This is a genomic window from Candidatus Melainabacteria bacterium RIFOXYA2_FULL_32_9, from assembly GCA_001784615.1.
GTDB lineage: Bacteria > Cyanobacteriota > Vampirovibrionia > Gastranaerophilales > UBA9579 > UBA9579.
The window spans coordinates 1-23,867 of record MFRQ01000025.1; the positions used below are offsets into that span (position 1 = coordinate 1).

Sequence of the window (23,867 nt, forward strand, 5' to 3'; positions counted from 1 at the left end):
TGCTTATAATCTAATACAGAAGCTAAATTTGCCTATTTAGCAACTCAAGTTATTATGTTTATTTTAGACAAAAAGAACAAATAAAAAAGCCCCTGTTTTTCAGAGGCAACGCCACTTTTCCTGCTTAAAAATGTCGAGAGAGGGACTTGAACCCTCACAGATTTCTCCACACGCCCCTCAAACGTGCGCGTCTACCAATTCCGCCATCCCGACGTACCTAGGAAGTTTGTATTGAAACAATTTATATTATAAGACTTAACTTCTATTAAATTGTTTCTTATTTAATCTTTATTATATTTTTCAAGATTAAATATTTGAGGGTATTCGCAAGCATAATTATATTAATCCGTTTACCTATTTGATGTCAACAGATTATTACGGACATTTATTTAAATTTTAAATATCTAAAATCGCATATTTCAGGGCATAAATATTAATTCTGAGATGCAGATGACTTAGTATTAAAATAATTACTAGCTGGTCTATATTTAAGACTTTTTAACCAGGCATCCATATCTTTAGGCGGGCCTGATTTCACGGTTACGGAAGGATTGCTAAAATATTTAAGGTTATTTGTAGAGCTGTTTTCTTTTTTATCTTCCTCAGGCTTTTTAAACATTTTTAGCATATTGCGGGATATTACATTATTTAAAAATCCCATTCCAATACAAACTAAACCTATATTTTTAATTCCTTGATCCAGTAAAACTCCAGCACCAGCTGCAGCATTTGGATTATCAGCAGATATTTTTAAGGCAGAAACTAATTTTGGTGTAAGTTTATCAACAACGGGCTTACCTATTTTTTTGATAGCCATTAAAGCCAGTGCTTCATTAACAAAGGAGCTGATAACTGTAAAATAATGCCCCGTTGGTAGAAGAATTAAAGGACGAATTATCATATTTGATAATATCGCACGATCAAGCCATTTGTCTGGAGCGTCAGCCTGATTGGCAAACCAATTAAGGCCTTTTTCACTACGAGGCCATGCCATTGCTTTTTTCAAGTTTTTAGATATTTTGCCTATGAATCCATTGTCTTTGGAAAGATTACTTAGTGAATCTTTGGTTTTTGATAATAAATCTTTTAAATTTCCAGAAATATTAAAAGCTTGATTTAATTTTTTTCCTGCACTAATTATAGATTTAGTTGCTATTGGGCCACGACCCGTTAGGCGTCCAACCATATTTAATCCAACAAAACCACCTATAGCAGCAAGGCACGCAAAAATTGAATTATCTATTTTTTTCTGTTTGTCTTTTTCTTCAGGAGTTGTGGGTTTTTCAGAATCTTTAGAAGGAGGCTTTCCTTTTAGCTTTTCATTTATAAAGTCCATACCCCTTTTTAAGTATCTGGCAATAACAATATTTACGGTATTTAGTACAGCTACCCAGGATAAAAATTCAAATACTTTGGAGGCTCCGGCAACTCTGGTTAATTCTTGGGCCGTAGTTGGTTTTTTAATATTTAAAAAGTTTTTAGCAATAGTATCTGAGAACTTTCCTACAGGCTTATTAAGAACAAGTTGAACTCCTAGGCCTATTGCTGACATAACAGCTAGCCAGGTTGCAGCATAGGTTCTTTCTTCTTTAGGAGTCTTTCTATCTGAACCTATGATAGGAACCCTAAATAACAGTGCTCCTAAAGCACTTATTACAAGAGGAAATGTCGGGTTTTTCCCTGCTTGACCAAGAGAGCTTAAGAATTTGTCTGTAGAACCGGTAAAGGCAATTTTATTTTGCGTTAAAGGAGTTAAATTTCGTGAATATTTATGGGAAGTAGCTCTAAGCTTAGCCTGATTAGCTAAGTTTAAAGTCTGATCTGCATTATTGATATTTTCGCTAATGCCGTATCTCGCTTCCACGTTATTCGATCTTCCTCCTTTTGGACTTAGTTTACAACAAATTTGTAGTTTTAATCCCAGACCTCTCAACATGAATAAACCCGAAAATTCATGAACTTTGCTAGTTATATTGAGCTTTTAACAAAATTGTTACAATAATTATAATAGTTATACCAGAATTAGTTAGTCTTTGATAAAACCGGGTGACAGAGTCACCTTTTCTAAAGTCATCAATCTTGATATTAAGACCATGATTATAGACTTTAATGGTGCAGCCTTGCTACCCGCTTTTTCCGGTACCAAAGGTACAAAAGTACTCGTTAAAATAATTGAGAACTTAATAATGTGGTTTAGCCACCTTCCGCATACTGGTTTTAACCATATTATTTCATTTATCGGTTAACATTTTGTCACCAGTATATGTTTATTTTATCATTTTTTTTCAAAATTTAATCTCCTCTTTAATCTATATTTTGATTAGTTTAAGAGGAGATTAAAACTAGTTTTATTTAATATCAGATTTTATAATTTAAACCACAAAGATTGGTATGGCTTAAGGGTGATTTTTAACCCGCTAGAGATTTGTTTAATTTTTACTTGTTTATTAGTTAAAAGATCATTTAGATGACTTTTACTTATTTTATTTACAACATCTCTTGGTAGATCAAGAGTAGTTTTAACAGGCTTATCTGATAAATTATGTACGACCAATACCTGTTCTGTGTCATTCTCTCTTAAGTAAGAGAAAATGCTTTCTTGGTTAGATTTTACCGGGGTTAATGTTCCTTTTGTTAGTACAGAATTCTCTTTTCTAACTTTAATTAGATTTCTTATTGTTCTGTATATTTGATTGCTTAAATCGCTTTTATTTCTTGTTGCATTATAGAACATAGCTTTTTCGATAGGACCACGATTTATATCTCTGCTATCAAAGTAGCTTTTTACTTCTAAATTTTCGCCTTTGGTTTTTTGAGTTGCTTCACGCTTTTTAGCGAATTCTTTAGCGTATTCCCAATTGTTTTGTGCACCAATTTCATCTCCATAGTAGATTATTGGTATACCAGGTAGTGATAAAAGAACGGAATAGGCTAATCCAATTTTGGAAGGATCATTATCCAGGAAGTTAGCAATTCTACCACTTACACCAAAACCTTCTCTGAATTGAGCGCCTTTTGAAATGAGTTTGTCATATATAAGTTTTCTTGTTTCAATATCAACCATTTCAAGAGTTAATTCATCATGAACTCTCAAGAATATTGCCCAGGTTGAAGAATCTGGAATTTGAGGAGTACTTTGATAAGCTTTCCAGAAGTGCTCTTTATCACCTGTAACTAATGATGCCCATATAGCTGGCATATAAGGGAAGTGATAAGCTATTTGAACTTCGTCGGTTCTTGTTAACTGTTTGTCATTATTTACTTTTATTTTATTTTCTTCACCAAAATAAGGCAAAATATCCTTTGGCCATTGACAAGCCTCAGCTTGCAATACTGATCTTGGACCAATTGCTTGTAAGAACGAGCTAAGGAGCTGAACTGTGTCGTGAGTTTTTGGTAAATTTTCAGCATTTGTTCCTTTTTCTTTTATAAAGTATGGAATTGCATCTAATCTAAATATATCCACACCATTATTTGCCCAGAATGCAATTGCATCAAGCATATAATATAATACTTCAGGATTTTCCCAATTAACATCTAGCTGGAATGGATAAAATGTATGATAAACATAATAGTCTTTTCCACTAATCGTAACTTTTCTGTAGTTGTTCTCGCAAATTTCAGGGAAAATAACTCTTCTTTTTGATACTAAACCATTATCTTCTTGGTATTCTGCTATTATGCCTATATTTTCATCACGATATCTTTTATAAGCAGGTGCTTTATTTGTAGCTACAAAGTAATCTAACTTGCTTAAATCACCTTTTAGAGCATCCTGGAACCATTTATGTTGATCTGAGAAGTGATTTAAAATTAAATCAGCCTTAATTTTAAATCCTTTTGCCCTTGCTATCATAGCAAATCTTTCAAACTCTTCCATTCCTCCCAGGTCTTTTCTTACGTTTTTAGGATCTTTTACGTCAAAACCTGCATCGCCCATTGGTGAATCCATAAATGGAAGAATATATAATGTTGTGACTCCTAAGTCTTTTAGGTAATCTAACATTCCTATCAGACCTTCAAAGGTGTTAGCGGAATTTTTATCTTTAACTCCAAATTGATCAGCATAAAACATATAAACGATTTCATCTTTATACCAATCAGAGCTTCTGTTAATATCATCTTGCTTTAATTTATCATTACGCTCTTCTCTTGCTTTTTTAATGAGTTTTAATACATTACTGTAAACTGCGTCTAATTTGTCCTCTCCATATACACTTATAATTGAAGCTTTAATATTTTTTTCTAGTTCAGGGGCTATTTCTACCTCTGGAATATTAGTAACTGTGGTTTTTTCAACAATGGTTGGTGTTTTTGGGGTAAGTTTAAGTGAATTTTGTGCTAAAATATAGTTGTGACTACCCGACCAGGTAAATAATGCAGCTAATATAAGTGAAAATAATTGTTTCGGCTTATATTTAAGCATGTTTCAACTCCTCTTTTTAAAGTAAATATATCTTTAAGTTATTTATAATAGCATACAATAAATGGGTTCTTGCTAACAAAATAAAAAAATATTAACTTAAAATCATCTGATTTTAACTTTAAATCATTTGAACTAAGGATTATGGTTATGATATTTTATGGAAAAAGGATAGTTAACATTTAAAAGTAAAATGGAGTCTTGTTAATGAAAGAATTACCAACGGCATATAATCCAAAGGAAACTGAGGAAAAAATATATAAATTTTGGGAAGAAAATGACTGCTTTAAAGCAGATGTAAGTAATCCTAATCCTGCTTATAGTATTGTAATACCTCCTCCAAACGTTACAGGGGTTCTTCATATGGGGCATGCTCTTGATGGAACCTTGCAGGATATCTTAATAAGGTATCATAGAATGCTGGGGTATGCAGCGTTATGGCTTCCGGGTACAGATCATGCTGGTATTGCAACTCAAAACGTTGTTGAAAAAAAACTGAGGGAAGAAGGCTTATCACGACATGATCTTGGAAGAGAAAAATTCTTAAGAGTTGTCTGGGATTGGGCTAATGACCATAAAAGCAGAATTTTAGGCCAATTCAAAAGATTAGGAGCCTCTTTTGACTTATCAAGAGAAAGATTCACCCTTGATGAAGGTTGCTCAAAAGCAGTAAAAGAAGTTTTTGTTGACTTATACAACAAGGGTTTAATTTATAAAGGCTCATACATAGTTAATTGGTGTCCAAGATGTCGTTCTGCAATTAGTGATATAGAAACTGAATATGTAACAGAGCAAGGGCATTTATGGGAGATTAGCTACCCCTTAAAAGATAAATATGGAGCTATTGTAGTTGCTACAACAAGACCTGAGACAATGTTTGGTGATGTTGCTGTTGCAGTTAATCCAAATGATCTCAAATATAGTGATATGATTGGACAAACAGTTGCATTGCCATTAACAGGACGTGAAATTCCAATTATTGCTGATGAAGCTGTTGAAATAGGATTTGGTACAGGAGCTTTAAAAATAACTCCTGCCCATGACCCTAATGATTATGAAATTGGAAAACGTCATGGTTTAAAACCTCTTTGGGTTATGGATATTGACGGTAAGCTGGTCGATAATGAACTTGTTCCTCATGAATTGAGAGGCTTAGACAGATATGAAGCAAGAAAAAAAGCCGTTGAAATGATTGAAAAACATGGCTTATTGGTCAGAGTTGTTCCTCATGAACATAATGTTGGTCATTGTCAACGTTGTGGTGAAACTGTCGAACCTTATCTTTCAGAGCAATGGTTTGTTAAGATGGAACCTCTTGCTAAAAGACCTATTGAAGCTATTAGTACCGGAGAACTAAACTTTATTCCTGAAAGATGGACTAAGATTTATCTTGATTGGATGGAGAATATCAGAGATTGGTGTATTAGTAGACAACTATGGTGGGGACATCAGATACCCGCATATTATTGTGATGATTGTGGAGAAATGATTGTCGCTACGGAAAAACCGGAAAAGTGTACTAAGTGCCCTAGTTCAAACATTACTCAGGATACAGATGTTCTAGATACCTGGTTTTCATCTGCATTATGGCCATTTTCAACAATGGGATGGCCGGATACTAATGCTCCTGACTTTAATAAATTCTATCCAACAAGTACTCTTGTTACCGGTTTTGATATTATTTTCTTCTGGGTAGCAAGAATGGTTGTGATGGGATACCAGTTTACAGATAAATCTCCATTTAAAAATGTCTATATTCACGGTTTAATCCGTGATGAACATGGTCAAAAAATGAGTAAATCCAAAGGTAATACCATTGATCCTGTTGAAATTATTGATAAATATGGCTCTGATGCGCTTAGATTTACTTTAACCAGTCTTGTAACCTATGGTGGTCAGGATATTAAAGTCTCTGATGACAGGTTTGAGTATGGAAGAAACTTCGCTAACAAAATCTGGAATGCTTCTAGATTTGTGTTAATGAATCTTCAGGATATGGATGATAATTTAATAGATACGAGCAATCTAACTATCGCTGATAGATGGATTTTACATAGATATAATGAAACAGTTAAAGAAGTTAATAAGAATTTTGCTGACTTTAGAATTGGTGAAACAGCGCATGTGCTATATGAATTTTTCTGGAGTACTTATTGTGATTGGTATTTAGAAATAGCAAAAATTCAATTACAAGATGAGTCTCAAAGAGCTAACACTCAAAGAGTTCTTAGATTTATCCTTGAAAGAACCTTAAGATTGCTACATCCTGTTATGCCACATATAACAGAAGAAATATGGCAGCTTTTACCGGGTAAAGCCTATAAGGATGACAGTAATACTATTATGCTAACTAAGTATCCTCAACCTGATAAGGAATTAGAAGATACAACTGCTGAAAACAGTATGAATATTGTTATAGATACTATAAGAAGCTTGAGAAATATCAGACAAACCTTGAATATTCCTCCTTCAAGCAGATTAAATATTCAGGTATATTCTGAAGATAGCTGTGAAAAAGAGATTTTTGAGCTTTCAAAACCTTATGTCAGTTTAATTGCCAGAGTTGATCAGATGGAAGTAAATCTTGGCATGCCAAAGGAAATACCGGCTCAATCTGCAACCGCAGTTGTTAGCACTTCAAGAATTATAGTACCTCTTGCAGGTCTTATAGATATTGATAAAGAAACTCAAAGACAGAAGAAAAAAATTGAGGCTCTTGAAAAAGAGAAGAAAGGATTAGAAGCAAGAATAAATAATCCTAGATTTGTTGAAAGTGCTCCTGAAACTGTTGTTAAACAGACGAATGAGCGTATTAACGAAATAAATCAACAATATCAGGCTGTTGAAGAGTTACTTAAATCATTGGTAGGATAAATTGGCAGGCATTGACATAAATACACAAATGTACCAAGAAACAGAAGGGCTTTATACTTACGATAAAGCCCTGTCTATTTTGACTTCACAGGGTAAATTTCATATAAAATTAGGCCTGGAAAGGATAAGTAAACTTTTAGATCTTTTAGGAAATCCTCAGGATAATTTAAGAGTAATTCATATTGCTGGAACCAATGGAAAAGGCTCAACTTGTGCTATGTTGGCTTCAATTTTAACTGAAGCTGGTTATAAAACAGGTCTTTATACAAGCCCTCATCTTATTGACTATACAGAAAGAATAAAGATAAATGGGCAGGATATTCTACAAAAAGATTTTGCCCGACTGGTTTTTAGAATAGTTAATCTGGCTAATTTACATGATATCCATGTGACTGAGTTTGAAATTCTAACTGTACTTGCTTTTCTCTATTTTAATGAACATAAAGTTGATTTTGTAGTTCTTGAAACAGGCCTTGGAGGCAGATTAGATGCGACTAATATAGTTAAGAAACCTCTAATATCAGTAATAACATCAATAGATATTGATCATGTTGATAGACTTGGAAATACTATAGAGCAAATTGCATATGAAAAAGCCGGTATTATTAAAAATAATGTGCCTGTTATTACGCTAAAAAATAATAATGGAATTAATATATTTGCTAATATATCAGAAGAAAATCGGAGCCAGCTGGTTTTAGTAGATCCTTCAATCTATAAGCAGGAAAACAGTAAGATAATATTAGAGAATGATACATATAATTTGCCTTTATTAGGACTCTGGCAGATAAAAAATCTATCCTTAGTTCTAAAAACAGTAGAAGTTTTGAATAATCAAGGTTTTTTAATACCATCAGAGAAAGTGAAATCAGGACTGGAGAAAGTTAGTTGGCCAGGTAGATTACAATATATCAAAGAAAAAAATCTTGTTTTAGATGGTGCACATAATTTATCAGGAGCTAAATCCCTCCGAGAGAGTTTAGACTATTATTTTCCTGATAAAAAAATAATATGGATTTATTCATCATTAAATACTAAGGATTATAAATCAATAATAGAGGTTTTATTTAACCCTCAAGATATAGTTATATTTACAAAATCCAGGTCGCAAAATGCTGTTGATCCCAATATTCTCAAAGAAAGCTATATGTTAACAAACTTTACGAAAAAAGTTTATTCAATTAGTTCTTTAGAAAAATCTATAAGTTTAGCTTATTTATTTGCACAAAATGATTGTGATTCAACCTCTTATTTGACTATAATATCTGGTTCTTTCTACATAGTAGGTGAAACTTTAAATATATTAAAAAATAATTGGCAATTTTAGTATAATTTTTGTTTTTATATTCTTATAAATGGACACTTGGTTTTATTATAAATATCCATGTGGGTAATTTTTTGAAAGTCATATATCTATTTTACTAATATAGTAATAGACTTTTGAATCTCAAATCAGGTAATAAATTATACAAGTATAAAATCTGTGGCTTTACGTTTGTTATATAGGAGTAGGTTATGATAAGTACAAAAGTTAAAGAAGTAAAAATTGTCATTGTTGAGGATTACAAACTAACTAGAGTTGGTTTAAGATCTTCTCTTAATGAGTATGAAGGTGTAATTGTAGTAGGTGAGGCAGAGGATGCAGAAAAGGGTTTAAAAGTTATTAAGGAATTGAAACCTGATGTTGTACTTATGGACCTTGGATTACCAGAAATAAACGGAATAGAAGCTACTCAACAAATAAAAACATTTGATGAAAATATAAAAGTTATCATTTTAACTTCTCATGATAGAGATGAAGAAGTGCTTGCAGCTTTAGGTTCTGGTGCTAATGCTTATTGCTTAAAAGATATAGAACCACATACACTTGTGAATGTTATTAAGACTGTTAGTCAAGGCGCCGCATGGTTAGATCCTTCTATTGCAAAAGTTGCTTTAAACTTATTCCCAAAACCAGAATCAACAAAAGTTTTATATTCGAATGAAGCTCCTGATGCAAGAGCTCAATTAACAGAAAGAGAACTTGAAGTACTCAAACTGCTTGTTAAAGGAAAGAGTAATACAGAAATTGCAAAAGAGCTTATTGTAAGTGTTCATACGGCAAAAGCCCATGTATGCAGTATTTTACAAAAGCTATGCGTAGATGATAGAGTTCAAGCAGCTGTTAAAGCAATTAGAGAGAATATTATTTAGCCAAAATTTGCATAAATATAAGATTATAGCAGCTTAAATAAGTCTTTAAGCTGCTATATTGCTATTTAATGCTGGATCACGATCAAAATATAAATTATGTGTATTCTGGATAATATTTTTTAAATGGGAAATTAAAAATTAATTCTCTCTTTTTCAATAACTAAAGGTCTTTTTAGGCTTCTGGTGTGTATTGAACCTATATATTCTCCAATTATTCCGATAAAAAATAATTGTACGGATGAAAAGAAGAATAATCCTATAACGAGAGGTGCCATCCCTACATTAAAGTTATACCAGAATACCAATTTATATATAAAATAAGTTAAAGCTACCAGTAAACTCAAAATAGACAAACCAAAACCAAGAAAAGTAGCTATCCTTAAAGGAACTCTTGAGTGGCTTGTTATTCCAAGCATTGCCATATCATATAGGGTATAAAAATTATTCTTGGTAATACCTTTTTTTCTTTCCGGTTGCACAAACTCTATAATGGCTTTTTCAAAACCTATATCGCAGATAAGTCCTCTAAAATATGGATATGGATCATCAATATTCTTTAATATATCAATTATAATCCTGTCGTACAGACCAAATCCTGTAAAATTCTTTACTAAGCCGACATCTTTATCTGATAAATTGTTTATCAGGTCATAATATATTTTTCTTATAAAGAAAATAGGGCCTGGTTCTTTGCTTTCAGTCTTGACTGCAAGAACAAGTTTGTATCCTTCTTCCCATTTTTTAATAAAATCTCTAATAAGATCGGGGGGATCCTGAAAATCAGCTGCAAGAGATATCACAGCATCCCCTTTTGTTTGGAGTAATGCATAGTATGGAGAGCGAATATGTCCGAAATTTCTAGCATTAATTATTACTTTTATATTTTTATCTTCTTCGGCTATTTTTCTTAATATGTCTACAGTTTTATCTTTCGAACAATTATCAATGAAAATATGTTCGTATTGATAACCTTCCAGTCCATTAAAGATTTCTTTTACCTTGCTGTAGATATCTTCAACATTCTCTTCTTCGTTATAACACGGGGTCATTACGCTAATTAGCTTCATGTTAATTTTTACCCTCAAACACGAATTTTTTATTTAGTACAAAGGATAGCACAGCTAGAGGCAGTATTACTATAGCACCCGCTAAAAGTAGGTCTATTTTATACATCTTAAAAATACTTAAAGAGATTATATTTAGTATGAATATAACTGTATAGACTGTTATAAACCTAAATATAAGGGTATTATTGGAGTTTCTAAATACAAGCTTTCCAACAGTTTTAAAATTAAAAAGCACGCCTAATATTGTGGAAAATAAAACCGCAGCAGAATAATGAAAACCTAGAAGTAAGAAAAGGGAATACATAGAATATCCAAAAAAAGTATTCAAAGCACCTATAAATAAGAATTTTATGAATTTTTTATCCATTATATGCCTCAGGTATTAGCATATTACTTTTAAACTCTTCTCTATCTAAAAAAGGGTACATATCTTCCAGAGGTTTTGATATCATCTTACCATCAGGAAGATGTTCTGAAGTAAGTTTTGGGCTAAATATATAGTCAGGAGTGAGTTTTACTTCACAAATTACTGGTCCGGGTGTGTTTAGGATTGATCGGATTTGTTCTTCCAGATTATGTTGTGTCTCAATTTTAACAGTAGACAAATTAAAAGCCTCGGCTATCTTAATAAAATCTGGCATGCTTACACCTGATTCCTTGCTACAAGCTGTTAATCTACCATCAAAAAAGTTGGTTTGAGTTTGCTTTATTGATATATAGCCATCATTGTTTAATATAAATAATTTTATAGGCAGTTGATAATGATAAATAGTTTGAAGCTCCTGAATATTCATCATTATACTTCCATCACCTGCAAGACATATAATATCTTTCTTGTTGTTTGCAAAACAGGCCCCAATTGCAGCAGGTAAATCATATCCCATTGATGCATTGCCTGAGTTCCAGATAAATCTCTGATTTTTTTTGACAATACCAGCCTGAAACATAACCAGAAAAGCAGTTCCATTACCAGCAACAGTCAAAGTATCATCTTTATAGCATTTACTTAATATCTCCATAAAGTAATAGGGGTGGACGGATTCAGTTAGTTCTTTGTACTCAGGCAGTACAACAGGATATAGCTCTTTTCTCTTTTTAGTCCATTCTATCCAGTTTTGCCAGGATGGAAGTTGGATTTTTTCTATTCTTTTTTTGAATGCTGTAAGGAAATCTCCAGCATCAGCATTTATTGCGATATCAGGTGAGATTGTAGGCTTTTTTAATTCTATCGGGTCTATATCTATTAATACTTTTTTGGCTGCTCTAGCAAAATATTCCCAGTTGTAACTAATCTGTCTGACGTTATTACGTGAACCTATTGAGATAACTAAATCAGAATTTTGTAATACAAAATTGCCTGATCTGGTAGCAACAGTTCCAATTCGTCCTGCAAATAAATTGTTATTCGAAGGAATTAGGTCAAATCCGTTAATTGTTGTCACAACAGGGATCTTTAATTTTTCTAGAACCTCAAGCAGCATTTCCTGTGCATTTGATATTCTAATTCCATGACCTGCTATTATTACAGGCCTTTTAGAAATTTTTAGCAGTTCTATTATTTCATCAATTTTAGATTTTAATTCTGTGATATTAGTGTTAATCGCATCTTCAGACTTATCATATCTTATTAAATGGTCTTCATTAACCATAGCTGCCTGAACATCAATAGGAACATCAATCCAGACAGGACCTGGTCTGCCATGAGTTGCAATATATATAGCTTTATCAAGCACCCTGCCTATTTCATGAGGATTTTTAACTATTTCAGCATATTTGGTAATAGGTTTAACTACATTTACTATATCGACTTCCTGATCACCAAGCTGCCGCAGGTTTAGTTCCGGGCAGGAAGATAAAGTGGTTTCATTTTTTACCTGTCCTGAAATGTATAAAACAGGAACACTGTCAGTCCATTGGCCAAATACACCATTTAAAGCATTAATTCCACCAGGGCCTGTTGTTACGCAGACTACACCCAGTTTTTGATTTACTCGGGCATATCCTTCAGCAGCCATTGCAGAAGCCTGTTCGTGATGGTTACAAATATACTGAATATCTGTACATTTACCAAAAGAATCATTGAGGTGCATTGCACCTCCCCCTGAAATCATAAAAACATGTTTTATTCCGTACCGGGCAAGTTTGTTAACGATATAATCAGATACTTTTATCATTGCTATTTATTCTATAAGTCCTCCAGCAGCCAAAATAGAAGATTCATAACGTGATTCAAGGATTTTTATGCGTTCTTTATCTTCATTATATATTAGTCCGTAATAATTTGCCTTGTTTTTTAGCCACATTAGTTCAAAACCTACAGCTTTTAATATGCCTTCAGATGCATTTTTATCAGTAGCTGCGGGACATTTGAAAATAACTTTTCTGGTTTCATAAAAATCCAAAAATCCTATAGGTAGGTTTCTAAAGAATGGCAAGGAATCTCCTGAGACTCCTCCTCCGATTCCACATATTAAAAATTTTTCTTTTGCTTTCATTAAGACACTTTTAGTTATTTCAAGAATCTCAGGTTTATTTATATCATCTCTTGTAAGGCCTAAAGATTCGGACATATCTCCCCTGCCTAGAATAATGCCGTCTAACTCATTAATAGAAGCTGAGTTCAAAATATCATCCAAGTTTTTAAAAGCAGTGATAGTTTCTATATTAATTAAAAAATCAATTTCTTCACGTTCATCTGGTGAAAAAGCTAGTTTTGAGGCAGTTAAAAATTTTCTTAATGCATAAGAAGATTCAATCATAGGTGCAACTATTCTTGATACACCTATTACTCTGGCTTCATACATATCTTTTAATGCTTCACATCCGCCAATTTTAATGGTTAGGTCAAGCCCCGCTTTTGATACTACCTCTTTTAATCTTAGAGCTTCTTCAAGACGTGTACCTTCAGCTTCAAACTCGGCTTTTACTCCGATTACATGATAATTTTCCTTGAGGTTCTCAAGTACTCCAATCATTCTTTTTTCTAAGCTATTCAAAGTTATTATCCCTTATTGAATCCAAGATAGCATTATTTATATTTTAATTCTTATAAATTATATTATTTGTTCTCATTATATTATCATTTCATTAAATTTACTTATCAATCAGTAAAAATTCTTTGTTAATTAAATGGAAATCTTTTGAATACCAGTTATACAACTTAACTATAGCTTCATCAATAGAGATAAAATTTAAACCAGGAATTTCCTCATATAAACGATCATTGTTTCCACTATATTCTAAACCTAGATCAGGTTGTTCAACTGTTATTGGAAGATCTTTTCCAGATACCTTTATAACTTTTTCTGCGATTTCACAAAGTTCCATAGTGTTGTCTGGTGTAACATTATAGGCTTTATATTTGCCTGTATTGAAAATAAAATGATCGAGTATTGGCATTAGATCATCTATATAAATATAATCAAACTTTCTATTTTGTTTTATTGTTATAGGCAGATCATATAAAGTCTTACAGATGGCATTAGAGATAAATCTTATAGCATAATCTTCATATTTACCAAATATTCCAAATATGCGAAGTTCAATCACGTTATCCATTAATTCTATTTGTTTTGCTGTAATATATTTTTGAAAACCAAGTTCATCTACAGGAATATAAGTATCCAAGTATTTTTCAGTTACTTTGGGAATAGAATATCTAGTATCGTAAGCAGCTCCTGATCCTAATATAATCATTTTCTGGTAATAGGATGAATTTCTTAAAAGGTTAAAAAACATTCTTCCATTAGTATAAAGAATATTGCTAGGGTCTTTTGCATTACGATGACAGGGTTTGCAGGCTGAATGAATAACTACATCTATCTTATTTTCAAGGAAGAACTTTCTAGTTTGGATATCATCGATTAAATCTAGTTCATCATGAGTTGGGGCAAGAATATTGTATTTATCTGACAAATAAGATTCACAAATATTTTTTCCTATAAAACCACTTCCACCGGTTAATAATATATTCATAATAAGAATAGATTCCTTTTATTAATATAATAACCTAAGTTAGATATTTAAGGGTTTTATCAACAAGATTTTTAGCAACTTTAAGAGCCTGATTAAATGTTTCCTGATTTTCAAAAAAGTCTTCACGAATGGTATATTGTCTGACAATCTTGCGTGCAAAAGATCCTATTGCTACTCCATGGATATCAAGATTACAAAGTTTTGCAAATTCGGATGATTTTGAATTAGTTCCGCCGCATATCATAATAAATACAGGTAAATTTGCATTTTGAATAATTTCTGCCATAGCAATTGCTTGTAAAGTTGTCTTATATTCATCATTTAGTCCGCTCATTGCACAACCGTCAGCCTGAATAATTGTGGAAAAGTCTTTTCTTTCGTTTAATAGATGTTTTATAAGCTCAATTAACCTGATATCTCCAAAATGAGCCCTGTTAAGACAAATACTCAGGATTCCATCAAAATTATGATTTATTTTCTGCCATTTTTCATATATTTCTTCTTCATTATTACTGGAAGCATGAAGCTCGATACAACTAATATTATGTTTAGCAATAGGTGAGAGAATTTCTTCAAAAGATGTATTTTTAGAATAAAAAGAAATAGCAGTAGTTAAGCAGGTTGATTTACAATTACCACATCCAATACAACGTTTCTCGTTAATTAGATATTCATTGTTCTTAAGAATAATGGCTTTTTGTGGACAAATTTCTATACAATTACCACAGGAAACGCATTTTAATTTATCAATAACTGCTTTATTAAAGTGTGGATCATCTTTTGCTCCAATACTTACACATAAGTGGTAATTTTTGAGTTCACTTTCGGGAACAACTCTTTTAAGTCCTCTTAATGCTGCTTCCATAACCTCTTCACTTGCTGATAAGTCAAAAAAATTAGCGCCAGCCTTTGCATAAAGAGCCACGAGTTTTTCTACTTCTTCTATATTCTCATTTCCAGCTCCACAAATCAGCTTAAAACATTTTTTATTTTGCAATATATCTTTTAACATAACACTTAATATTGATATCCTTCAGTGCTAACGCACACATATAAGTCCTCAATGGAAGAATTATTTATCTGAGAATGTGCCTATATCATTGCATATAATTAAGTTCTTGTTTGAATAATAGATTACTTTGAAAAGTGGCTGTGTCACCAGAATGGCAAGATCATACCTAGTATTTAGACCAGTCATTTTGACTCAGCTACTCTCTAAAGTTGATATCAGAATAAGCTTTTTTTAGTCCTTCTTTAATTCTACTTATTTCAACATCTATTTTTTCATCAGTTAAAGTGGCATTCGGGTCCTGAAGAGTTATTCTACATGCTAAACTCTTTGAACCTTCAGGAACATGCTTACCCTGATATACATCGAAAATATCTGCTTTTTTAAATAGATTTGAAGATACTTTTTTGATTGTTTTTGCAATATCTTGATATGAGATATTTTGAGGGATTATAAATGCTATATCCCTATAAACCGCAGGATATAAAGGCAATTCTTTATATCTTGGTGCAGTATAGGTAATATTAGATAATACTTTCTCAAGATCAATCTCAAAAATGTATACAGGTTGGGCTAATTTGCATTTTTCCATTGTATCAGGATGCAACTCTCCAAAGGTTCCAAAAGAGACTGGTGTTTTGCCAAGCAGCCTTATTTCAGCTGTCCTTCCTGGATGCAAGTATGAGATATTAGAAACAGGATGATACTCAACTCTGTTTTCTAAGCCTAAATCTTTTATTAAAGATTCAACAATTCCTTTTAAAGTATAGAAATCTGTTTCTTGAGGATTATGCCATTTACTGGAAGCCATATTTCCAGTAATAGCACCGGATATGATTCTATTTTCTTCTACACCAGAATTTCTTTGATCAGGAATTCCTTTTAAGAAGAAAGTTTTTCCAATTTCATAGATCCATATATTTTTCTGTCCCTGATCAAAATTATATTTAACGATTTGAACTATGCTAGGAACTAGACTTTGTCTGAGCATTGTATATTCATCGGATTGTGGATTTGAGACTTTAACTGCTTCATTATCATTATAATTCATTCCAATCCAGTTAAGCAAAGGTGTCCCTGTCAAAGATGAAGTTACAATTTCATTTAATCCACTACTTAGAAGCAGTTTATTTATATGGTTAATAGTTTCGGTTTCTTTGCTTATCTCAGAAGCTTGAGTTTTCCTTGGTAAAGTAGGTTCAATCTTGTCATAGCCATAAATTCTACCTATTTCTTCTATAAGATCGATTTCTCTGGTAACATCATTAACTCTATAACTTGGCACCAAAAACTTGGCAGAGAAATCATTCTTGCCTAGAAGCTCAAATCCTAAATGTTCCGATATTTGAATACATTTATTACCGGGTATTTCAATTCCTAAAATTCTCTTAATTTGGTTGAATCTTAAGGTTATTTCAATATCGGGTAATTTATTATCACCTGTTTCTGATATTCCACAGATTTTAGCATCAGCTAACTCTACTAACAAGTCTATAGCCCTTAATAAAGCAGGTTTTACTGACTCAATATCAACTCCTCTTTCAAATCTTGCACAGGCTTCTGTTCTTAAACCTACGCTTTTTGCAGATTTTCTATTTGTCGGAGGAGTGAAATATGCAGATTCAAGGACAATATTCTTAGTATTTTTGTCTACTTCTGAATTGTATCCTCCCATTAATCCTGCTAATCCAACAGGCCCTTTATTTGTTGCTATTAAGACAGAATCACGGGTTAGATCCCTCTTAATCTCATCTAGAGTAATTATTTTTTCACCAGGATAAGCTCTTCTAACAGAGAGATAATTTTCTTCTAATTTATCCCAATCAAAAGCATGAAGAGGCTGACCGTATTCAATCATTACGTAGTTAGTTATATCTACAACGTTATTAATACTTCTGACTCCTGAAGCCTGTAGTCTTCTTACAAGCCAGGCTGGAGATGATTTTATTTTTACATCTTTTATAATACCTGCTGCATAATATTTGCAGGTATCTTCATCTTTTATTTCTACTTTAAAATCAGAATATTCAGGAAGTTGTGTATTTTTAATTTCGGGGTATTTAAGCTTTCTATTGAAGATCGTTGATACTTCCCTTGCTATACCAATAACGGACATCTCATCACCACGATTAGCGGTCGGTGCCACGTGAATAATGGAATTTTCCTGAATATTTAATATTTCTTTAATATCCTGTCCTGGTTTTAAGTTTTCTTTAAATCTATTTAGGATTAAAATACCATCTTCTTCTTGAAAGTCTGAGGTTTTTAGACCAAGCTCTTCAGCTGAGCACAACATTCCTTGTGATTCCACACTCCTAATTACAGCAGGCTTCAGGGTAAATATCTCTCCGGTTTTGTTGTCTTTAACTTCAGATCCTACACTTGCATAGGGTATTAGTTGTCCTTTTGCAATATTTCTTGCTCCACACACCACTTCTTTTGCTTCTTTGCCGTTAAAAATAGTCGCAAGCTGTAATTTATCAGCGTTAGGGTGTGGTTTTATTTCTAAAATTTCTGCTACAACTACATTTGAAAATTCAGCACCTGTTTTTTCTATTTCTTCTACTTCCAACCCGCTCATGGTTAACCCATGAGCTATTTCTTCAGATGAAATATTCTTTATATCTACATATTCGTTTAGCCATTCTAATGAAACTTGCATATTTTTTCCTTTTCTTGCCTATTTATCAACTTTAAAGCCTATTTGTTGAATTTTAGTTGGTTTTGTAATTTCTAATAATTGATTTAACTGTCTAAATATATCGTTGACATCTGTTCTTGTTTCTTTGGCATAGTTTATAAACTTATTTTCAAGTTCATCAAGCCTTTGAGATAATTCTTTGTTTGTAAGAGCTATTTCTTTTAATTTTGTAAATACCCTAACTATTTGTATACTTACTACTATAGCCTTTTTGCTGTTAAGAACATTGGAAAGCATTAATACCCCATACTCTGTAAATACATAAGGTCGTTTTTGTCTGCCCCCTCTACTTTTGTTTGATATCACAAATTGTGATATCAAATTTTTCCACTCTTCATCAGTGAGTTGGAACATAAAGTCATCTGGGAATCTTTCTATGTTTCTATTTACAGCTTGATTAAGTACTCTTGTTTCGACATTATAGAGATTAGCCAGGTCACTATCAAGCATGATTTTATGACCTCTTATAACATAAATTTTATTTTCTATTAGTTCTATAGGTACTATATTTGGCATTATCAACCCTTAACATAATTATAAGTTATCTTAAAACTGTTCCAGAAAACGTACGTCGTTATTAAAGAAAAGCCTTATATCATTGATTGCAAATTTCAGCATAGCAAGTCTTTCCACTCCCATGCCAAATGCAAAACCTGTATATATTTCAGGATCGATGTTTACATTTTTAAGTACATTAGGATCAATCATGCCTGCACCCAGGATTTCAAGCCAGCCAGTACCTGAGCAAGTGCGACATCCTTTACCTGAACATATTATGCATTGAACGTCAATTTCTGCACTTGGTTCTGTGAAAGGGAAAAAGCTTGTTCTAAATCTTGTAGGTCTTGATTGTCCAAAATATTGTCTTATAAACTCGTTTAATATTCCTTTTAAATCTCCAAAAGTTACGTCTTTATCGACCAAAAAACCTTCTACCTGATGGAAAAGATTATTTTTACGACTGCTGACAGCTTCAGATCTATATACTCTTCCCGGACTTATAACTCTTAATGGAGGAGATTTCTTTTGCATTTCTCTAATTTGAGAATTTGAGGTCTGGCTTCTTAAAAGCACTTGTGGGGCAATATTAGTATAAAATGTATCTTGCATATCTTTAGCAGGATGCTCAGGCGGGAAGTTAAGAGAATCAAAATTATAGTATTCAGTCTCTACTTCAGGGCTATTTTGATTTTCAACTATAGAAAAACCAAGTCCCTGAAATATATTAATGATTTCATTAATTGTTGAAGTTAGAGGATGTTGTTTTCCATAAGGTTTATATATACCAGGTAAAGTTACATCAATTTTTTCTGCTTCCAGCTTTTGTGCTATAGCTTGTTTATAAAGTCCTTCACCTTTATTCTCTAATTTATTCTCAATTTCATAAGCGACAGTATTTGCCAGTTCACCTATAACAGGTTTTTCTTCGGGGGATAAATCTTTTATTCCACGTCTTATTGTGTTTAATTCACCTTTTCTTCCAAGGTATTTTACTTTTATATTTTCTATTTCTTCAAGATTTTCAGTTTCATCTATCTGTTTTAATGCTAAATTTCTTATTTCTTCTAACTTTTCTTTCATATAATCCTCAACTAAACCATGGTTTGTGGCTTGTAATATATTTTATCATCTAATTTTACTGCTTATTATATGATAAATATTCTTTAAAAAAGAGAATAAAATCAAGAATCTTAAAAAATTTATAATTAATTCTGGTTAAAATAACTGGCTTTTAGAGTAGTTTGGGAGCTTGTCAGGATTTTCACAAATTCAAACCTAATAGATTGTTTCATTAATTAAGAAGAGTCAGAGTACAAGCTACATAAATTTTTGCTTTGAGATTGCTTTGTAAAAACGATTATTGGTCAATATTCACTTTTCAATAATGACATGCTTATTTAAGTAGTGTCTTAAGTTAGAAAAAAGACAAATATTAACCAAAACCATGAAGAATAGACAATTCTCATGGTATTATTGTTTTTATATTTATATAACATATGAGGGACATAATTAAGTATAAGAAGAAAAGGAGGGCAGAGAAAATGTCACGAATCAAGGTGTTAATGAGAGAGTTGGATTTGGGGGAAGACATAGTAGAGAAAACAATAAACAAAATAAATGAGATTTGCCAGGACTTTGAAAAAGAGACTGGCAATTTTCATTTTATGGGACTAAATGGCAACGGAGATGGAGACAATTAAGAGTTAAAAAGAGTTAGTCAAAGGTTAGAAAAAGATTGGAGGGACACAAGTATGGTAAATGCGATTGGTAGTAATCCAATGCAAGATTTTTACAAATTGAAGGATCAGACAGACTTAAAATCACAAATAAGTAAACTGATAACTCAATTAGGATCAGCTCAAACCCCAGATGCAAAGGCTAAAATATCAAATCAGATCCAAAATCTATCTCAATCATCAGGACAGTCTTTATCAAATTTGGGTGTAGATACAGGTTCTATTTTCTCACCGAAAATGGCATTAATGGCTACTCCTAATAATGCTGCAGCTCCTACTGCAAATGCAAATGCTACAGTTGCCCCTGCTGCAAACGCTGCTCCAACAGCAAATGCTAACAATAATAACGAAACACCTAAAGAAGGGGCTGTCTCTAAAAAAGAAGGTGAAAAAATAGTTGATGATTTAAATACTGAAATGGGTATAGAAAATAAAGGAGGAAACTTAAAAGAATGGGCTAAGGCAGCCAAAGAAAAAGATGAAATTACAGTAAAAGATAAAAACGGAAAAGAAAAAGACGGAGAAAAAATCGAAAAAGGGGATATTCTTGAAGTTAAATCCGCCAAACATGGATTAGTAAAAATAGAAGCCGGTGGCGACGGTGAAATGAACGGAAAAGATGACAAAGTATTATCCGTAGGTGGTCAAGCAGCAGCTAATGGAGCACAAAATGGGTTAAACAACATAAATCAAGCAGCTGGTGCAAATGCTCAAGATCCAACCGCTCAAAAAACAGCCGCAACCCCTAACGCTCAAGCAGGACAAGCAACACCAGCGGCAGCACCTCAAAAAACAGACATACAAGAAGGAATAGCTAAATTTAATCAAACAGGACAACCTGTTTGGAATAAAGCTGAATGTCCAGCCTGCAAAGGAAAAGGTTGTAAATACTGTAGTGACGACGTACCACCTGCAGCACAAGGAGTTCAACCAGCAGCAGCTAACCCTGCTCAGCAAACCCCGGCTTTAGATGTCGCTAATACACAAACAAAAGGAACTTCTCAACTTAATGGAATGGTCAATCAAGCACAAAATCCACAGCAATTATCAGAAACAGAAATTAAGAATTTATTAGCTGCTATTATGCAATTAGCAAACAAGCAGCAATAGATACTTAAAATAAGATTCTAAGGAACTTGAAATATATATTTCAAGTTCCTTCCCTTTTAAAATCTATTCTTTTTTATTGAAAAATTTCCTATACTTCAAATATACAGACTTTAATAAACTTAATTAGGAGAATAATAGAATGAATAAAGATTCTCAATTTAATGATCTTGATGTCCTTATGATTTTACCTCCTCAATGGACACCGTTAAGTCCGTATTATGCATTACCAATACTCGCAGGTGAGTTAAAGAGAGCTGGATATAGCTGTATTATTAAAGATTTAAATATAGATTTTTTTCATAGAATATTGTCTCCTGAGTTTTTAACCTGGTGCAGAGTCGCAGTAAATAATAGACATGAGAAACTTGGAGAAGAATTTATAAATTCAATAGCTGATGAAGGAGTAAATGCTTTCTCAGGAGCAAGTGATCTTTATCATGAGATAGAAAGTAAAATCGAAAAATATGAACTTTATTGGGACACAGTAATAAATAATATAAATAAAGCCAAAAATATCCTGCAAACAGAAGAAATTTATGACCCCCAAAAAATGGCGTGGGCTTTTAATATAATTACAAAAGGTCTTGATATAGCTAGCTTACCGTATTTTCCATCAAAAATTATGCTGAGAGATTTCAAAAATAGAAATCACAAGATGACTTTAGAATCTGTAATTGAGGCTACAAGCAATAAAGATGAGAATCCTTTTATTGATTATTATGAGCTGGTTTTTTCTTCAATATCTGACTTAAACCCAAAAATGATAGGAATCTCTATTAATGCTTTCTCTCAAGTAGTAAGTGGTTTAACTTTAGCAAAATTATTAAAAGATAATTTAAAAAATACTCATATAACTATTGGTGGAAACTTTTTCACAAGAGTAATAAATACTTTAAAAGATAAACCTGAATTTTTCGAGCATTTCTGTCATTCTCTTACATACGAAGAAGGTGAAATACCTGTTATAAAACTGATTGAATCCATAAAAACAAATCAAGACTTATCACAAATACCCAATTTACTTTATCTAAAAGATAAAGAGGTTGTAATAAATGAGAAATGTCAGTCAAAAAAACTGGATGATATCGCTGATCCCGACCTAGCAGGAATTGATCTAAAAGCTTATTTATCTCCGGAAATTGTATTACCAATACAAGCCTCAAGAGGTTGTTACTGGAAAAAATGTACATTTTGCGACCACGATTTCGGCGTAAATTATAATATTAAATCCTGTGAGAAATTAATTTCGGAAATGAAAGTATTAAATGAAAAATATGGTATAAAGCACTTTGAGTTTATTGATGAAGCTATTTCTCCGTCATATTTAAGAAAAATGAGTCAAGCTATACTTGATAATAATCTGGATGTAAGATGGTTTATTTATGCCAGGACAGAAAAAGGTTTTACAAAAGAGCTTTTAGACCTTGCATACAAAGCAGGATGCAGGATGACTATGTGGGGCGTAGAAAGCGGTTCTAGAAGAATTATGGATTTAATTAATAAAGGTATTGATATAGATAATAGATTTGAACCTTTAAAACTTGCAAATGATTCTGGAATATGGAATTTCTGTTTCTTATTCTTTGGTTTTCCTACAGAAACTTCTGAAGAAGCAATGACGACGATAAATATGATCATCGACAATAAAGAAATAATTAACTCATATGGATTAAGTAATTTCTCACTAGGAAAACATACAAAAATGCGTGAAGAGCCTGAAAAATTCTCTATAGCAAACATTAGAGAAGATGAAGAAGATTTATCAACCAGACTTCATTATGATGTACTTGAAGGAATGACTCCTTCTCAAATATTAAAAGTTAATGAATTATGTTCTGCAATTTGTCAAAGAATTTACTTTGCTCCTTTATGGTTCTCAATAGGTTTTAGAGAGTTTTTACATCTATATCTGGATAAGTTTGGATTTGAATATGTTAAACAGTATTCTTATCTTGATCCTGAAAAAGCAGATAAACATAGAGAACACACTACGAGTGAGCAATAAGGCGTAATAAAAAATTTTTATGTTCTTAATTTCATCATTTATTAAGTTCCAAAGAAAAACATTCAAAAAGAGGCAATTTTCATGGTTTTTAAGTTTTTATATTTATATAGCATATAAAAAATATATCATAAGAGAGAGATAAGAGGAGAGAAATGGCACGGACAAGTGTATTAATGAAAGAATTGGATTTAAGGGTAGGCCCGGGAGAAAGAACTGTGAATAAAATAAATAAAATTTTCTGTAACTGTAAAACAGTTTCAACTAACCCAGCTT

At 32.3% G+C, this 23,867-nt stretch carries 16 protein-coding genes and 1 tRNA gene; 5 read left to right on the plus strand and 12 right to left on the minus strand.

Annotated elements, in window-relative coordinates; all coding sequences use genetic code 11:
- Positions 1–131 precede the first annotated feature (131 nt).
- The 3 genes from A2255_05410 to A2255_05420 all read right to left on the minus strand — a co-directional run bounded on the left by A2255_05410 (position 132) and on the right by A2255_05420 (position 4,426).
- Positions 132–213 (minus strand) — tRNA-Leu (locus A2255_05410).
- Positions 214–433: 220 nt separating this feature from the next.
- Positions 434–1,864 carry a hypothetical protein gene (locus A2255_05415; GenBank protein ID OGI22845.1) on the minus strand — a complete coding sequence of 477 codons (1,431 nt, stop codon included), beginning with the start codon at positions 1,862–1,864 and terminating at the stop codon, positions 434–436.
- 501 nt (positions 1,865–2,365) lie between these two features.
- Positions 2,366–4,426, minus strand: coding sequence for a hypothetical protein (locus A2255_05420; GenBank protein ID OGI22846.1), 2,061 nt, complete (start codon positions 4,424–4,426; stop codon positions 2,366–2,368).
- Positions 4,427–4,630: 204 nt separating this feature from the next.
- Between A2255_05420 and A2255_05425 the strand changes: the two genes are divergently transcribed.
- The 3 genes from A2255_05425 (at position 4,631) to A2255_05435 (ending at position 9,490) form a co-directional block, all read left to right on the plus strand.
- Positions 4,631–7,297 carry a valine--tRNA ligase gene (locus A2255_05425; GenBank protein OGI22847.1) on the plus strand — a complete coding sequence of 889 codons (2,667 nt, stop codon included), beginning with the start codon at positions 4,631–4,633 and terminating at the stop codon, positions 7,295–7,297.
- Positions 7,298–7,325: 28 nt separating this feature from the next.
- The gene (locus A2255_05430) at positions 7,326–8,624 is read left to right on the plus strand and encodes a hypothetical protein (GenBank protein ID OGI22908.1); all 1,299 of its coding nucleotides are present in this window, start codon (positions 7,326–7,328) and stop codon (positions 8,622–8,624) included.
- A gap of 188 nt (positions 8,625–8,812) precedes the next feature.
- Positions 8,813–9,490 (plus strand): hypothetical protein, encoded by a 678-nt coding sequence (locus A2255_05435; GenBank protein ID OGI22848.1) that lies wholly within the window; start codon positions 8,813–8,815, stop codon positions 9,488–9,490.
- 131 nt (positions 9,491–9,621) lie between these two features.
- Here A2255_05435 and A2255_05440 read toward each other — a convergent pair whose 3' ends face one another.
- The 9 genes from A2255_05440 to A2255_05480 all read right to left on the minus strand — a co-directional run bounded on the left by A2255_05440 (position 9,622) and on the right by A2255_05480 (position 19,823).
- The gene (locus A2255_05440; protein OGI22849.1) at positions 9,622–10,557 is read right to left on the minus strand and encodes a dolichol monophosphate mannose synthase; all 936 of its coding nucleotides are present in this window, start codon (positions 10,555–10,557) and stop codon (positions 9,622–9,624) included.
- A 1-nt stretch (position 10,558) separates the two neighbouring features.
- Positions 10,559–10,924 carry a polysaccharide biosynthesis protein GtrA gene (locus tag A2255_05445; GenBank protein ID OGI22850.1) on the minus strand — a complete coding sequence of 122 codons (366 nt, stop codon included), beginning with the start codon at positions 10,922–10,924 and terminating at the stop codon, positions 10,559–10,561.
- A complete protein-coding gene (locus tag A2255_05450; protein ID OGI22851.1) occupies positions 10,917–12,731 on the minus strand; it encodes a hypothetical protein in 1,815 nt (604 codons plus the stop codon). The genes A2255_05445 and A2255_05450 overlap by 8 nt, the downstream gene beginning before the upstream one ends.
- 6 nt (positions 12,732–12,737) lie before the next feature.
- Positions 12,738–13,553 (minus strand): citrate lyase beta subunit, encoded by an 816-nt coding sequence (locus tag A2255_05455; GenBank protein OGI22852.1) that lies wholly within the window; start codon positions 13,551–13,553, stop codon positions 12,738–12,740.
- 97 nt (positions 13,554–13,650) lie between these two features.
- A complete protein-coding gene (locus tag A2255_05460; GenBank protein OGI22853.1) occupies positions 13,651–14,532 on the minus strand; it encodes an epimerase in 882 nt (293 codons plus the stop codon).
- 34 nt (positions 14,533–14,566) lie between these two features.
- The gene (locus tag A2255_05465; GenBank protein OGI22854.1) at positions 14,567–15,544 is read right to left on the minus strand and encodes a hypothetical protein; all 978 of its coding nucleotides are present in this window, start codon (positions 15,542–15,544) and stop codon (positions 14,567–14,569) included.
- A 196-nt stretch (positions 15,545–15,740) separates the two neighbouring features.
- Positions 15,741–18,203 carry a phenylalanine--tRNA ligase subunit beta gene (locus A2255_05470; GenBank protein OGI22855.1) on the minus strand — a complete coding sequence of 821 codons (2,463 nt, stop codon included), beginning with the start codon at positions 18,201–18,203 and terminating at the stop codon, positions 15,741–15,743.
- Positions 18,204–18,221: 18 nt separating this feature from the next.
- Entirely contained in the window at positions 18,222–18,758 is a 537-nt protein-coding gene (locus A2255_05475; protein OGI22856.1) for a hypothetical protein, read from the minus strand.
- 30 nt (positions 18,759–18,788) lie between these two features.
- The gene (locus A2255_05480; protein OGI22857.1) at positions 18,789–19,823 is read right to left on the minus strand and encodes a phenylalanine--tRNA ligase subunit alpha; all 1,035 of its coding nucleotides are present in this window, start codon (positions 19,821–19,823) and stop codon (positions 18,789–18,791) included.
- A gap of 671 nt (positions 19,824–20,494) precedes the next feature.
- On the opposite strand from A2255_05480, the gene A2255_05485 reads away from it, so the two are divergent.
- Complete coding sequence (locus A2255_05485; protein OGI22858.1) at positions 20,495–21,589, plus strand: hypothetical protein; 1,095 nt, start codon at positions 20,495–20,497, stop codon at positions 21,587–21,589.
- 139 nt (positions 21,590–21,728) lie between these two features.
- Positions 21,729–23,594, plus strand: a complete 1,866-nt coding sequence (locus A2255_05490; protein OGI22859.1) for a hypothetical protein — start codon at positions 21,729–21,731, stop codon at positions 23,592–23,594.
- The last annotated feature ends 273 nt before the right edge of the window (positions 23,595–23,867 follow it).